This window comes from Pseudomonas sp. ICMP 460 (assembly GCF_002723595.1).
GTDB classification, from domain to species: Bacteria; Pseudomonadota; Gammaproteobacteria; order Pseudomonadales; family Pseudomonadaceae; genus Aquipseudomonas; species Aquipseudomonas kitaguniensis.
The window spans coordinates 21,368-35,050 of sequence record NZ_LKBR01000014.1 but is presented as its reverse complement, the minus strand read 5'-3'; the positions used below and the strand labels follow the sequence as shown (position 1 = coordinate 35,050).

Annotated in this window: 11 protein-coding genes, 4 tRNA genes and 1 pseudogene; 7 read left to right on the top strand and 9 right to left on the bottom strand. The window is 60.0% G+C overall.

What is annotated here, in order from left to right; all coding sequences use genetic code 11:
* Window positions 1–169 precede the first annotated feature (169 nt).
* The 5 genes and pseudogenes from copD to AO240_RS12245 all read right to left on the bottom strand — a co-directional run.
* A pseudogene (gene copD / locus AO240_RS12265) lies at window positions 170–1,024 on the bottom strand (copper homeostasis membrane protein CopD); the annotation flags it as partial.
* Between the two features lie 3 nt (window positions 1,025–1,027).
* Window positions 1,028–1,393, bottom strand: coding sequence for a copper homeostasis periplasmic binding protein CopC (copC, locus tag AO240_RS12260; RefSeq protein WP_099236702.1), 366 nt, complete (start codon window positions 1,391–1,393; stop codon window positions 1,028–1,030).
* Window positions 1,394–1,537: 144 nt separating this feature from the next.
* Window positions 1,538–2,956, bottom strand: coding sequence for an efflux transporter outer membrane subunit (locus AO240_RS12255; protein WP_099236701.1), 1,419 nt, complete (start codon window positions 2,954–2,956; stop codon window positions 1,538–1,540).
* Window positions 2,940–4,106, bottom strand: a complete 1,167-nt coding sequence (locus AO240_RS12250) for an efflux RND transporter periplasmic adaptor subunit (RefSeq protein ID WP_099236700.1) — start codon at window positions 4,104–4,106, stop codon at window positions 2,940–2,942. The genes AO240_RS12255 and AO240_RS12250 overlap by 17 nt, the downstream gene beginning before the upstream one ends.
* On the bottom strand, window positions 4,096–7,317 hold the full coding sequence (locus AO240_RS12245; protein ID WP_099236699.1) for an efflux RND transporter permease subunit: 3,222 nt from the start codon (window positions 7,315–7,317) through the stop codon (window positions 4,096–4,098). The genes AO240_RS12250 and AO240_RS12245 overlap by 11 nt, the downstream gene beginning before the upstream one ends.
* Before the next feature lie 227 nt (window positions 7,318–7,544).
* On the opposite strand from AO240_RS12245, the gene AO240_RS12240 reads away from it, so the two are divergent.
* Window positions 7,545–7,955 (top strand): hypothetical protein, encoded by a 411-nt coding sequence (locus AO240_RS12240; protein WP_099236698.1) that lies wholly within the window; start codon window positions 7,545–7,547, stop codon window positions 7,953–7,955.
* On the opposite strand, the gene AO240_RS28645 is transcribed toward AO240_RS12240, so the two are convergent.
* Window positions 7,952–8,113 (bottom strand): hypothetical protein, encoded by a 162-nt coding sequence (locus AO240_RS28645; RefSeq protein WP_162839874.1) that lies wholly within the window; start codon window positions 8,111–8,113, stop codon window positions 7,952–7,954. The genes AO240_RS12240 and AO240_RS28645 overlap by 4 nt on opposite strands.
* Window positions 8,114–8,323: 210 nt before the next feature.
* On the opposite strand from AO240_RS28645, the gene AO240_RS12235 reads away from it, so the two are divergent.
* Entirely contained in the window at window positions 8,324–8,986 is a 663-nt protein-coding gene (locus AO240_RS12235; RefSeq protein WP_099236697.1) for a peptidase C39 family protein, read from the top strand.
* Window positions 8,987–9,074: 88 nt separating this feature from the next.
* Here the strand turns inward: AO240_RS12235 and pbpG are convergent, their stop codons facing one another.
* Window positions 9,075–9,998 (bottom strand): D-alanyl-D-alanine endopeptidase, encoded by a 924-nt coding sequence (gene pbpG / locus AO240_RS12230; RefSeq protein WP_058413423.1) that lies wholly within the window; start codon window positions 9,996–9,998, stop codon window positions 9,075–9,077.
* Window positions 9,999–10,206: 208 nt separating this feature from the next.
* Window positions 10,207–11,061 carry a bifunctional methylenetetrahydrofolate dehydrogenase/methenyltetrahydrofolate cyclohydrolase FolD gene (gene folD, locus AO240_RS12225; RefSeq protein ID WP_099236696.1) on the bottom strand — a complete coding sequence of 285 codons (855 nt, stop codon included), beginning with the start codon at window positions 11,059–11,061 and terminating at the stop codon, window positions 10,207–10,209.
* A gap of 275 nt (window positions 11,062–11,336) precedes the next feature.
* On the opposite strand from folD, the gene AO240_RS12220 reads away from it, so the two are divergent.
* The 4 genes from AO240_RS12220 to AO240_RS12205 all read left to right on the top strand — a co-directional run bounded on the left by AO240_RS12220 (window position 11,337) and on the right by AO240_RS12205 (window position 11,815).
* Window positions 11,337–11,413, top strand: a tRNA-Arg gene (locus AO240_RS12220).
* Window positions 11,414–11,445: 32 nt separating this feature from the next.
* Window positions 11,446–11,521: transfer RNA gene (locus tag AO240_RS12215), tRNA-His, on the top strand.
* A 56-nt stretch (window positions 11,522–11,577) separates the two neighbouring features.
* Window positions 11,578–11,662 (top strand) — tRNA-Leu (locus tag AO240_RS12210).
* A 77-nt stretch (window positions 11,663–11,739) separates the two neighbouring features.
* A tRNA-His gene (locus AO240_RS12205) sits at window positions 11,740–11,815 on the top strand.
* Window positions 11,816–11,835: 20 nt separating this feature from the next.
* Here AO240_RS12205 and AO240_RS28365 read toward each other — a convergent pair.
* Window positions 11,836–12,129, bottom strand: coding sequence for a hypothetical protein (locus AO240_RS28365; protein ID WP_143505363.1), 294 nt, complete (start codon window positions 12,127–12,129; stop codon window positions 11,836–11,838).
* A gap of 233 nt (window positions 12,130–12,362) precedes the next feature.
* Here AO240_RS28365 and tig point away from each other — a divergent pair, with 233 nt between their 5' ends.
* Window positions 12,363–13,673: a trigger factor gene (gene tig, locus AO240_RS12200; protein WP_099236695.1), complete on the top strand. Its 1,311-nt coding sequence runs from the start codon at window positions 12,363–12,365 to the stop codon at window positions 13,671–13,673.
* Window positions 13,674–13,683: the final 10 nt, after the last annotated feature.

Below are 13,683 nucleotides of genomic sequence, written 5' to 3'. Positions count from 1 at the left end.
GCCGGATACTTGCTGTGTTTTCGCGGTGTGTCAATCAGAAGTTATACGATGACCTCCTCGATTTTGTGGGAGCGGGCTTGCTCGCGATGCGGGCGCCTCGGTGCATCAGGTACACCGAGTTGATGCAATCGCGAGCAAGCCCGCTCCCACAGAAAGCTAAAAAACCCTGCCCCGCCGTGACCATCGGCGGCAGCGTGCCGAGCAGCGAGACAGCGCCGACTGCGCCAATCCCCAGTAACCATTCGAGCATCACACTGGCCTGCAACGCGCCCACGCGTTGCTCGCACTCCCGAACGCGCAACCGGTTGAGCAATGCCAACCCCAACATCCCCAGCACCAGCAGCACCTTGATCAACAAAATCAACGCAAAACCACTGAACAAAGGCGTGGGCCACAGTTGCCCGGTCAACACACGAACATTAATCAAACCCGTCAGCACCAAGCCCGCCACCAGGGCGTAACCTGCGCCGCTGAAGCGCGTGAGAACAGCTTGCAGCGCATGCTCTTGCGACTGTCTGAGGATCAACACCAGCAGCAACAACCCGCCGAGCCAGGCACCGACGCAGACCAAATGCACCACTTGGTTAAGCATCAACAATTGCCCGCCAAGCCCACTGAGCATGGCGCCATGGCCTACCGGTGCCAGCGTCGCCAACAGCAGCGCAAGCAATGGCAGGCGCAACGTTGGCCAGGGTTTGATCAGCGCAATCACCAGCAGCAGGTTAAGCAGCAGATGCCAGACCCACACCTGGCCAAAAAAGGTTTTGCCCAGCACCAACTGCACGGTAGCCAGTTGCAGCGCCGCGTCCCAACTGCCGGCCATGCTGGCCGTGATCAACAAAAGCCACGGCACGCCGGAACCCAGTCCCAGCCACGCGAGCGCGCGAGTAATGCGCAGCAGTTGCCGGTCCAGTGCCGGCTGCGGTTCAGCGCCGAGCAGCCAGGGCCTGAACACGCAGGCCCCGAACATCAACAACACGACGATGAAATGCATGAAGCGGCACAGCACCAGCAGCGTCGCCATGGGTTATTGGCCGACCTTGAAGCTGTACTCGCCGTTGCTCTTGTGGGTGTCGACCGACACCGCGTTCCACACCACTTTGTACTGACCTGGCGCGAGCGGGGCGGCGGGCGTCACCACCAGGGTTTTCTTGTCGGCGTCCGGGGTGTCGAGGCCTTTGATCGCGACTTCGGTGCCGTCTTTGCTCAACGACACCTTGGTGAAGGTGGCCTCGATACCTTCGCTGAAGCTCAAGCGCAGGTCGGCTGGCGCGGCAACCGTGCTGTCGGCGGCAGGCGTGGTAGTTTTCAGGTGGGCATGCGCAAACGCCGCCGAGGCGCCAAGCAAAGAGGCAAGCAGGGCCACGGTGGTCAGGGTTTTCTTGATCAACATTGTGCAATACCAATCAATGGGGAGGAGCGCGCAGTGTACGAAGTTTCGACGCCGCCTGCCCACCTCGCCACTGCTAAAAACCCTTGGAATACCCTCACCTGTGGGAGCGGGCTTGCTCGCGATAGGGCCAACGCGGTGCCCCAATCAACCGCCCGCTTGCCAACCGCCACCCAGCGCCGTGACCAACCCCACGCTCGCCTGCAACTGACGCGTCTGCACCGCTTGCAATGCCCTTTGCGCTTGTAACGCCGCCGTCTGCGCGGTCACCACGTCCAGATAACTCACGGCCCCCGCTTGATAGCTGTTCATCGCCAGCGCTTGCGTGTGTTGCGCCGCGTCCGCCGCCGCTTGCTCATCCTGCGCCTGCTGCTGCAAATCCCGTAGTTGCGCCAGGTTGTCTTCCACCTCGCGCACGGCTTTGAGCACCTGGCTGCGGTACTGCGCCGAGGCTTGTTCAAACTCGGCCTTGGCTTGGCGTTCATTGGCACTCAAACGCCCACCGTCAAAGATCGGCAGGTTGACCAAAGGCCCGAGTGCCCAGTAGCGATTGCCCGCCGAAAGCAGATTGCCAACGCCCTGCGTCTGCCCGCCGATCAACCCGGTCAAACTGAAATTCGGGTACCACGCAGCTTTGGCCACGCCGATATTGGCGTTGGCCGCAAACACTCTGCGTTCCGCCGCCGCAATGTCCGGACGGCGTTGCAGCAGATGGCTCGGCAACTGCGACGGAATCGCCGGTAATGCGATCAAGTGCGGGCTCGCTGGCAAGCTGAAGTCGCTGGCTGCCACACCGGTCAACTCAGCAATCGCATGCTCGGTCAGGTTGCGTTGCCCGCGCACGTCATCCAACTGGGCCTTGGCCTCGGCCAGTTGGTTTTGCGCACGCGTCAGGTCCAGCTCCGACGCAATCTGGCCTTCATAGCGACTGCGCGTCAATTGCAACGCCTGGCTGAAGTCATCCAGCGAGCTGTTGAGAATTCGCGCCTGCGCATCCAGCCCATTGAGCTGCACATACAGCCTCGCCAGTTGCTGTTGCATGCTCAGGCGCGCCACCGCCAAGTCATCCGCCGACGCTTGCACCTGCGCATCACCGGCCGCCACCTGGTTGCGAATTTTGCCCCACAGGTCGACGTCGTAGCTCAGCGAAAACCCTGCGCTGTTGCTGTTGTAGATCGACGGTTGAGTGGTCCCGCGCAAGGGCCGCGAGTCCGATTGGCGTTGGCGCAACGGTTGCGCGCTGGCGCTGATCTGCGGGAACAACCCGGCATGCAATTGGCTGGCATAGGCTTGCGCGGCATCGAAGTGCGCGAGAGCCGCCGCCAGGTCCGGGTTGGCTTTGAGCAGGTGGTGTTGCAGGTCATTCAGGCGCGAATCGTTGTACAGCGTCCACCACTGCGGGGCCAGTTGGTCGGACGGTTGGGCGCTGTGCCACGGGCCATCGCTGGTCTGTTCGCGGTAGCCCGCCGGCAGGTCAATCGACGGCACCGTATAGGTGGGCGCCATCGAGCAGCCGTGCAAGGCCAGCAGCATCAGTGCGGCGAAGGGCTTAAGCCTTGGGCGCATGCGCACCTCCGGCGTCGGCCAGTTGCACGCGGTCGCCTTCGCGCAGCGCATCGGGCGGGTTGTCGACCACGCGGTCGGCGGGTTTCAGGCCCTGGTCGATCACCAGGCGCTCGCCGAGGTCGAGGCCGATGTGGATGTCTTGCAGGTGCACATGGTTGTGCGCGTCCAGCAGCGCAACCTGGGTGCCTTGGGCGCGGAAGATCAGCGCGCTGGCCGGGATGCTCACGCCGTGCGTGTCGGCCGGAATCGGCAGGCTGGCTTCGGCGTAATCGCCGGGCAGCAACGCGCCGTTGGGGTTGTCGGCAACGAACTGCGCGAGCAGCGTGCCGGAGCGCTGGTCGATGGCGGTGGAGTCGCCGATCAGGCGCGCCTTGAAATGCTCGCCGGGATGTTCGGGCACCGTCAGTTCGGCCTCAAGGCCTGTGTGGATGACCGCCGCGTAGTTCTGCGGCACCGGCACATAGAGGCGCAACTGGTGCGTGTCGGCGAGGTTGAACAGCTCGGGGTCGCTGTCGGTGTCGGCCTTGATCAACTGGCCGATGTCGGTGTTGCGCGCGGTGATGGTGCCGGCGAACGGCGCGCGAATAGTCTTGTAGCTTTCCAGTGCCGACAGCCGCGCATAGTCGGCGGCGGCAGCTTGGGCGTTGGCTTTGGCAGCGGCGGCGTTCGAGGTTTTTTCATCGGCCTCTTGGCGCGACACCGAGTGGCTGGCCAACAGGTTTTGCCAGCGCGTGGCGGTGGTTTCGGCCAGGCGTGCGTTGGCCTGCTCTTGCACCAGGCGCGCGTGGGTTTGCGCCAGTTGCTGGTCGAGGTCGGGGCTGTCGATTTCAGCGAGTATTTGCCCGGCTTTGACCTGCGTGCCGATGTCGGCCTTCCAGTCTTTTAAATAGCCGCTGACCCGCGCGTGAATCGGCGCCTTGCTCCAGGCCTCAAGGTGCGCAGGCAGGCGCAGGGTGTCACCCGCAACGTTCTGCCGGGGTTGAAACACCATCACCTGCGGGATGGCGGCGGTTTCGGTCCAGGCGGTAACCGATTGTTCATGCAGCGTGCGGGCGTGCAGGCCGTTGGCGACCAACAGTGCGGCCAGCGTCAGGCCGCCGGCACCCATGAGCATCAGACGCTTGCGCGAGGGTTTGTGATCAGACGACATGTGGGGTTTCTCCAACTGCAGCGCGAGTAGGGTGACGACCGTGGACCAGGCTGAAAACCACGGGAACAAACAACAATGTGGCGACGGTGGCGAAGATCAAACCACCGATCACCGCGCGCCCGAGCGGAGCGTTTTGCTCCTCGGACAGTGCCAGTGGCAGCATGCCGATGATCATCGCCAAGGCGGTCATGCACACCGGCCGAAAACGTGTGTAACCGGCCTCCATGGCCGCCTTCAGCGCATCACCATGTTCGGCCAGGCGTTCACGGCAGAAGCTCACCACCAGAATCGAGTTGGCGGTGGCCACGCCCATGCACAAGATGGCGCCGGTGAGTGCGGGCACCGACAATGAGGTGCCGCTGAGGAACAACATCCACACGATGCCCGCGAGTGCGGCCGGCAAGGCGGTGATGATCACAAACGGGTCGGCCCAGGATTGGAAGTTGACCACGATCAGCAGGTAAATCAGCACCACCGCGCCGAGCAGGCCGAAGCTCAAGCCACTGAAGGCTTCATGCAGCGCGTCGATCTGCCCATGCAGGCTGATAACCGCGCCTTTGGGGCGCATGGACGCGGTGTCGTCGAGCACTTTTTGCACGTCGCGCGCCACGCCACCGAGGTCGCGACCTTGCACGTTGGCGTACAGGTCCAACGTCGGCTGGATGTTGTAATGGGTCACCACCGCCGCGCTTTGCACGCGGGAAATACTCGCCAGGCCGCCGAGTATTTGTGACTGGCCATTGGCGCCGGTGACCGGCAAGGCTTCCAGCGACGGCAGGCTGTCGAGGCGGTATTGCGGGGTGGCGGCGACGATGGAATATGACACGCCGTTGGCCGGGTTAAGCCAGAACGTCGGCGCCACTTGGGAGCTGCCGGCGAGCGAGGCGACCATGCTGTTGGTCACGTCGCGTTCGGTAATGCCCAAGCCATTGGCGCGCAGGCGGTCGACATTCACTTGCAGCGATGGGTAGCCGGTGGACTGCTGAATACGCAGGTCGGCAATGCCCGGTACATGTTGCAGGCGACGTTCCAGTTCGACGGCGTAGGCACGGTTTTCTGCATCGCTGCGCCCGGAGATTTTCACGTCCAGCGGGGCCGGCGCACCGAAGTTGAGGATCTGGCTGCTGATGTCGGCCGGCAGGAACGCAAAGTGGCTGCCGGGGAAACTTTGCGGCAAGGCTTCGCGGAGTTTTTTCACGTAGTCGGCGGTGGGCGCGTGGTCCTTCTTCAAGCTGACTTGAATGTCACCGTCCTGCGGGCCGATGGTGCCGCTGCTGCTATAGGCCATGTCGATGCCGCTGAGCGGAATGCCGATGTTGTCGACGATGGTGTCGAGTTCGTCGGCCGGGATAACCTCACGAATCCGCGCTTCAATACGGTCGAACGCCGCCGCGCTTTCTTCGATGCGCGTGCCCAGCGGCAAGCGCACGTGGAGGGCGAGGGCGCCAGCGTCGGTGGCCGGGAAAAAGTCCTGGCCCAAGCTTGGCAACAGCAGGAACGAGGCGAGCACACAGGCCAGGAAGCCTGCGATAAACCGCTTGCGATTGCCCAGCGCCAACGTCAGCAGGCTGTGGTAAGTGTCGCGGACGTTCGAAAAGTGCCGCTCGAAACCCTGTTGAAAATTCAGCACTGACTGCAGCATGGCATTGCGTGGTTTCGCGTGCTGCTCACCTTCATGGTGGTTGATGAATTGATCTTCGGGGTGATGGCCTGCGCCTTGTTCCGGCGTGTGCGGCTTGAGCAGGAACATCGCCAGTGTCGGCACCAGCGTGCGTGAAAGAATGAACGAGCTGGCCATAGCGAAAATCACCGCCAGCGCCATCGGCCGGAACAGGTAACCGGCGATGCCTTGCAGCAAAAACATCGGCACAAACACGATGCAGATACACAGCAGCGAGACGAACGCCGGGCCGACGATTTGCGCGGCGCCATCCAGAATCGCGGTCTTGACTGCCTTGCCTTGTTCGAGGTGCCAGTTGATGTTTTCGATGGTCACCGTGGCGTCGTCGACCAGAATCCCCACCGCCAACGCCAGCCCGCCGAGGGTCATTACGTTGAGGGTTTGCCCGCTGACCGCCAGCAGCGCAATGGCCGACAGCACCGCCAAGGGAATAGAGGCGGCGATGATCAGCGTCGAGCGCCAACTGCCGAGGAACAGCAGGATCATCGCGCTGGTCAGCAAGGCGGCGATGATGCCTTCCTGGGCCACGCTGCCCACCGATTGCTTGACGAACACCGAGGCGTCACCCAGCAGCGAGGTCTTCAGCGACGGCGGCAGGGTTTCGTTGATGCGCGGCAGCATCTGGCGGATGCCGTCGATGATCGACAGGGTGGAAATGCTGCCGTTTTTCAACGCAGGCATCAGCACCGCGCGGTGGCCGTCGACGCGCACGATGTTGGTTTGCGGCGGTGAGCCGTCGCGCACGTGAGCCACCTGGCCGATGGTGATAATCGCACCGTCCACGGTTTTGATCGGCAGGTCGTTCAGCTCGTCAATCGCCTTGGGGCTGTTGTTGAGCAAGATCGTGTATTCGTTGCGGCCAAGCTTGGCGGTGCCCACCGGGATGATCTGGTTCTGCAACGCCAGCGCATTGCCCACGTCCTGTGCCGACAGGCCTTTGGCGGCCAACGCTTGCGGGTCGAGGTCGAGGGTGATCTGGCGTTGCTTGCCGCCCATTGGGGTCGGCATCGCCAGGCCGGGCAGGGCGCTCAACGGAAGCCGAATGTTGTTTTGCACCAGGTCGCGAATCTTCGCTTCCGAGAGGCTCGGGCTGGAAAATGCCATTTGCAGGATCGGCACCGTGGAGGCGCTGTAGTTGAGGATCAGCGGCGGCGTGATGCCCGGTGGCATTTGCTTCAGCACGGTTTGTGACACCGCCGTCACCTGGGCGTTGGCGGTGCGTATATCCACGCCGGGCTGGAAGAAGATTTTCACGATGCCCATGCCGGGCAACGACTGCGATTCGATGTGCTCGATGTCGTTGACGGTGGTGCTCAGGGAGCGCTCGTAGGTGTAGATCACCCGACCGGCCATGGCGTCCGGTGACAAGCCGTTGTACTGCCAGACCACGGCGACCACCGGGATGCCGATATCGGGGAACACATCCGTAGGGGTTCGCAGGGCCGCCATCGGCCCGATGATGCAGATGAATATGGCCAACACGATAAACGTGTACGGCTTTTGCAGTGCGGTCTTTACCAGCCCGAGCATGCGTGAACCTCCGAGGGAGCAGAATTGCAAACCCCGGCAGTCTTGCCCGACCCACCTAACACGCACCTTTCAGCCAGGTGAAGGAACATTTAGTTAGCGGCTGAAGATCGTTTCATATGGATTCATTTGTTCTAAAAAGCGCAGCTCCCCAAGCTTGTAGCCCATCGGACGCGGACACATTCGACACCCGTCCAGTGTTTTTTATTGAGGTCTTTTGGAGCCCTGCCATGTCACTGAAACCGCTGTTGTTGATGCCTGCCCTTGCCGCCGTATTATTGTTGTCAGCGTGCGCCGCCCCGATTCCCAAGGCGGACCCGAGCGAGGCGTGGATTGGTTTGAAAGAGGAAGCGCCGAACGACCTGATGGCCGAGCGAGTCGACGGCCAGCGCGTGGATGACGGGCGCTATTTTGAAGTGAGCCCGGGGGACCATCGCCTTGACGTGACGTTATTTGAAGAAGAGCCCGGCGACGACAATCAGCAGGAGTGCCAGGGGCGGGTCGAGTACAAACATTTCCAGGCGGGTAAGCACTACACGTTGGTGGAGTCGAGCCTGGGCAGTACCGTGCGCGCCGTCCTTGAAGACGGCCACGGCAAAGAACTCGCGGCCACTCAAGACTTCAATTGCATGCCTGGCTAGGCGTGGTGCACCGCTGCCTTGTGCGGCTTGGCGGGTGCGGCGGGTTTAACGTGGGGGTGGTGATGCCGACGAGTCACGCGCATGACCCCCCACAACATGGCGCTGGCGACCGCCAGCCAACCACAGACCAACAGGAAAATCGTTGTTGCAAGGCTCATTTTGGCCTCCTTTCGCCCCGCAGGGGGCACACACAGTCTTTTCAATGGACAGTCTAGCTGCCTCACGGTTGCTTGCTATTGACCAATGGTCATGGCTGTCCAACGTGTTTGCACTATCCAGAGTGTTTACTAGCGTTCAAGGCTATACCCGCGTTGCCGTGCGCCCTATGATCAGGGCCTTCAGCGGCAGTTGATCAAGAGAGTAGAAAATTGCGGTTACGGTCGAACGTTAAAACCTCCCTGTTGTTGGCCTGCGCCTTGGGCCTTGCGGCCTGCGCCGGGCAGCCGTCGAAACTTGCCGGCCTGCCGGAGCGCGTCGAGCTCAACGGCGTGCCGGCGTTTCGCAGCGAAGCGTACCTGAGTGGCCCCTCGGCTTTGGCTAGCATGCTGTCGCAAGAAGGCATTGTCATGACACCCGGTTTGCTCGACAAACCCCTGCACTTGCCGGGTGGCGAGGCCGACCTTGAGCGCAACATGCAGGTGTTGGCGCGTGAGTACGGGTTGATGGTGTACCCGCTGGACGCTCAGTTGACGGCCGTGCTGGCGCAGGTGGCGGCGGGTTACCCGGTGATGGCACGCATCAACTCAAGCTTCTGGTCCGGCCCGCGGTATGTGGTGGTGGTGGGCTTCAATCAACAGAAAAGCACGGTGTTGCTGCGCTCGGGCATGGATCGGCGGCGGCTGATGAGCTTCAGTGATTTTGAATCGGCATGGAACAGCGCCGGGCACTGGGCGATTCTGACGCAGCGCCCCAGCCAGTTACCGGCGAAGGTCGACGCGCAGCGCTGGCGCGACGCCGCAAAGGCTACCGCACAAGCCGGGCAAGAGCAGGCGGCGGCGCAGGCACTCAAAGTGTTGGCGGAACGCAAATGATAACGCTGGGATAAACCCCCTGTGGCGAGCGGGCTTGCTCGCCACAAGAGCGCGGACTTCAGGAGAGGTGTGCAGATAGCGTTGTTGCTTAACGACGCACTTCTGCAGCATTCGGGCGGTTCTTCAGGTTCTTGTCGGCCTTGTAGCGCAACGCCACATCCGGCACCGAGCCGCTCTTGCCGGTCTCGACCCAGTTGCGAATACGCGTGGCATCGGCGAAATGCGTGAATTTGCCGAAGGCATCAAGAATCACCAGCGACACCGGGCGGTTTCCCATGGTCGTAACCAGCACCAGGCAATGGCCCGCCTGGTTGGTGAAGCCGGTCTTGGTCAGCTTGATGTCCCAGTTGGCGCGGTTGATCAGGTGGTCGGTGTTGGAAAAGCCCAAGGTGTAGTTGGGCTTGCGGAACGCCACGGTCTTCTCCTTGGTGGTACTCAACTGGCTCAGCATCGGGTATTTGCGCGCGGCGGCCAGCAGTTTGCTCAGGTCACGCGCGGTCGACACGTTGTGAATCGACAGGCCGGTGGGCTCTACATAATGCGTGCTGGTCATGCCCAGCGCCTTGGCCTTGGCGTTCATTGCTGCGATAAAGGCCGGGTAGCCGCCCGGGTAATGGTGAGCCAGGCTCGCGGCGGCACGGTTTTCCGACGACATCAGCGCAATCAGCAGCATCTCTTTGCGCGGCATTTGGCTGCCGATTTTTACCCGGGAGAACACGCCTTTCATCTCCGGCGTGTCCTGGATATTGATGTCGATGTACTCATCCATGTTCTGCTTGGCTTCCAGCACGATCAGGCCGGTCATCAACTTGCTGACCGAAGCAATCGGCACCACCACGTCAGGGTTGCTCGAATAAATCACTTTGTTGGTCTGCAAGTCGACCAGCATGGCGCTGCCGGAGGCGATTTGCAGTTTGGAGGTGTCACGCGGGGCGATGATGGTTTCGCTGGCGTGCGCAAAAGTGCCTGTAAATGCAAAAAAAAGGCTAACGATAGAGAGACGAATTTTCACGCGGATGAACTCGCTAAAGAGTAAGGAAATACCGTCCATGGAACAGGTTTTATGATAAATGACGTTACATTTTAGGAGTATGGATGAAGAACTGTCGAATGTTCTTCCAGAACCGGACGAAAGTGCTTAAAAACTAACAAAAAACAGTTTTTTTACGCGCAATAAAAAGCCCTGCGATAAGGCAGGGCTTTTTCATTACTGCTGGTTATTAGTCGTGCAGGGTTTCTGCCGCGTACAGCGTATTTTCCAGCAGGCAGGCGCGGGTCATCGGGCCAACACCGCCTGGCACCGGGGTTATCCAGCCAGCGCGGGGCAGGGCGGTGTCGTACACCACGTCGCCGACCAGCTTGCCGTCGTCCTGGCGGTTGATGCCCACGTCGATCACGATGGCGCCTTGCTTGATCCACTCACCTTTGACCAGGCCCGGCTTGCCGGCAGCCACCACCACCAGGTCAGCGCGGCCGACGTGGCCGGCGAGGTCTTTGGTGAAGCGGTGGGTTACAGTCACAGTGCAGCCGGCCAGCAGCAGTTCCATGGCCATCGGGCGCCCGACGATGTTGGAGGCGCCGACCACCACCGCGTCGAGGCCGTACAGGTCGACACCGGTGCTTTCCAGCAAAGTCATGATGCCTTTCGGGGTGCACGGGCGCAGCAATGGAATGCGCTGCGCGAGGCGACCGACGTTATAAGGGTGGAAACCGTCGACGTCTTTGTCCGGGCGGATACGCTCCAGCAGTTTGGAGGCGTCCAGATGCTCGGGCAGCGGCAGTTGCAGCAGGATGCCGTCGATGTTTGCGTCATCATTAAGGCTGTCGATCAGGTCGGTCAGCGCTTGTTGAGTGGTGCTTTGCGGCAAGTCGTAAGCCTTGGAAATGAAGCCGACCTCTTCACAGTCTTTACGCTTGTGCGAGACATAAACCTGAGAGGCAGGATCGCTGCCGACCAGGATCACCGCGAGGCCGGGCGTGCGCAGGCCTTGCAGGCGGCGCTCGGTGACTCGTTTGGCGATCTGCTGGCGCAGGCTGGCGGCGATTGATTTGCCGTCGATAAGTTGTGCAGTCATTACGCGTGATTAACCATCGAGAGGGGGAAGAAAAGTGCGCGCATTCTCGCATGTCACGCCGCAAGGGCAAAGGCGCTTGGTCTGCAAATTGCCCTAACCCCTTAAATAAAATCAGTTTTTTTCAAAAAAGATTTGACGGGTTTCCGGGGCGTCTATACTATTCGTCGCACTTGTCGGGCACAGCCTAGCACTGGTTACGAAAGTCGAGCATTTGTGTTGTTATGCAAGGCTTGCAGCACTTAGTTTGTAATCCTCCAAGAGTACAGATTAATCAGGCGCCCGTAGCTCAGTTGGATAGAGCATCCGCCTTCTAAGCGGATGGTCGCAGGTTCGAGTCCTGCCGGGTGCGCCATTAGGCAGCTTTGGCACAAGTAATGTTTTATGGTGGGCGTAGCTCAGTTGGTAGAGCACGGGATTGTGACTCCCGTTGTCGAGGGTTCGATCCCCTTCGTCCACCCCATATTTTAAAAGGCGCCAGATTAATCGTCTGGCGCCTTTGCTTTAATAGCTTCAAGCGCGGATGTGGTGGAATTGGTAGACACACTGGATTTAGGTTCCAGCGCCGCGAGGCGTAAGAGTTCGAGTCTCTTCATCCGCACCATTTAAAGCTTCGCCTTGCCCTCGGGTCAGGTGAGGGTCGACAAAGAAGCTGTTCGAGTTCTTTGTTCATGCAATATGGTGGGCGTAGCTCAGTTGGTAGAGCACGGGATTGTGACTCCCGTTGTCGAGGGTTCGATCCCCTTCGTCCACCCCATATTCAGAAAAAGCGCCAGATCAATGATCTGGCGCTTTTTTTTGCGTTCCGAAAACTTGTTGCCAAGAAAAAGCAAGCATTCTCAATGCCTTGGCGTTAGAATCGTTGCCGGTTTTGAGCGTGTATAACTGGTCTGAGGCAGTATCAGGGTCAGTACAGCTATTTAATAGCGAATAACGGCGCAGTACCTGAAAAAGGGCTGTGCCGTTTTTGTTTACGTGTTTTGAGGTTTCAGGGCAGGGCGTTTCGTCGTATTTGTGTTTCTCGATGCTGCTGCCGTGCCCTCCGGCCTTGTTTGCAAGGTCGGTAGCCAAGGGCGTGCGTCCAGACGCTTCTATATATAGAAGGGTTGATGCAGAGCCTTGGCGTGATGCGCTGTATTTGCTAACGGGATGAGGTGCATGCGTGCACTTGAACCTATAAATGGCCTGCTGTTTTTCTACCCGTTTTCAGTAGGGTGACTTCTTGAGTTTGACCCACTAGAATGCATGCCCTTGATTCTGGGGTCGGAAACGGCCGGCTAACGTCTGTGCAACGAGGAATATCCATGCAAGTTTCTGTTGAAAATACTACTGCTATCGAGCGCCGCCTGAGCATCACCGTGCCGGCAGAGCGTATCGAGACTGCGGTCAACAAGCGTCTGCAGCAGACTGCCCAAAAGGCTAAAATCGCTGGTTTCCGTCCAGGCAAAGTGCCAATGAGCGAAATCAAGCGTCGTTTTGGTGCCGATGCGCGTCAGGAAGCGGTAGGTGACGTGATTCAGGCGTCCTTCTACGAAGCGGTTGTTGAGCACAAGCTGAACCCGGCTGGCTCGCCGTCTATCGAGCCCAAGTCGCTGGAAGCCGGCAAAGACCTGGAATACGTTGCCGTATTCGAAGTGTTTCCAGAGTTCGAAGTCGCCGGTTTCGACTCCATCGCCGTTGAGCGCCTGAGCGCTGACGTGGCTGATGCTGACCTGGACAACATGCTGGAAATCCTGCGCAAGCAGAACACCCGTTTTGAAGTGGTCGAGCGTGCTGCCCAGAACGAAGACCAGCTGAACATCGATTTCGTTGGCAAGGCTGACGGCGAAGAGTTCGCTGGTGGCTCCTCCAAGGGTACTCAGCTGGTGCTGGGTTCCAACCGCATGATCCCTGGTTTCGAAGACGGCCTGGTTGGCGCCAAAGCTGGCGAAGAGCGCGTTCTGAACCTGACTTTCCCAACGGATTACCAGAACCTGGACCTGGCCGGCAAAGCCGTCGAGTTCACCGTGACGGTCAACAGCGTTTCCGAGCCTAAGCTGCCAGAACTGAACGAAGCGTTCTTCAACCAGTTCGGTATCAAGGAAACCGGTATCGAAGGCTTCCGCACCGAAGTTCGCAAGAACATGGAGCGCGAGCTGCGTCAGGCCATCAAGTCCAAGGTCAAAAACCAGGTAATGGACGGCCTGCTGGCTGCCAACCCGATCGAAGTGCCAAAGGCCTTGCTGTCCAACGAAGTCGATCGCCTGCGCGTTCAAGCGGTTCAGCAGTTCGGTGGCAACATCAAGCCTGATCAACTGCCGGCCGAGCTGTTCGAAGAACAAGCCAAGCGCCGCGTTGTGCTGGGTCTGGTCGTGGCTGAAGTGGTCAAGCAGTTCGACCTCAAGCCTGACGAAGATCGCGTTCGCGAAATGATCCAGGAAATGGCCTCGGCCTACCAGGAGCCTGAGCAGGTTGTGTCCTGGTACTACAAGAACGACCAGCAACTGAACGAAGTACGTTCGGTTGTGCTGGAAGAACAAGTTGTGGATACTGTTCTGCAGAAGGCTAAGGTGACCGACAAAGCGGTCTCTTACGAAGAAGCAGTCAAACCGGCGGAAGCAGCACAAGCCGACTGATTGTCCAACT

Coding starts and splice junctions, on each gene's coding strand:
- copC (WP_099236702.1), bottom strand. CDS start 1,393: ATGTTGATCAAGAAAACCCTGACCACCGTGGCCCTGCTTGCCTCTTTG.
- AO240_RS12250 (WP_099236700.1), bottom strand. CDS start 4,106: ATGTCGTCTGATCACAAACCCTCGCGCAAGCGTCTGATGCTCATGGGT.
- AO240_RS12245 (WP_099236699.1), bottom strand. CDS start 7,317: ATGCTCGGGCTGGTAAAGACCGCACTGCAAAAGCCGTACACGTTTATC.
- AO240_RS28645 (WP_162839874.1), bottom strand. CDS start 8,113: ATGAGCCTTGCAACAACGATTTTCCTGTTGGTCTGTGGTTGGCTGGCG.
- folD (WP_099236696.1), bottom strand. CDS start 11,061: ATGACTGCACAACTTATCGACGGCAAATCAATCGCCGCCAGCCTGCGC.
- AO240_RS12255 (WP_099236701.1), bottom strand. CDS start 2,956: ATGCGCCCAAGGCTTAAGCCCTTCGCCGCACTGATGCTGCTGGCCTTG.
- tig (WP_099236695.1), top strand. CDS start 12,363: ATGCAAGTTTCTGTTGAAAATACTACTGCTATCGAGCGCCGCCTGAGC.
- AO240_RS12240 (WP_099236698.1), top strand. CDS start 7,545: ATGTCACTGAAACCGCTGTTGTTGATGCCTGCCCTTGCCGCCGTATTA.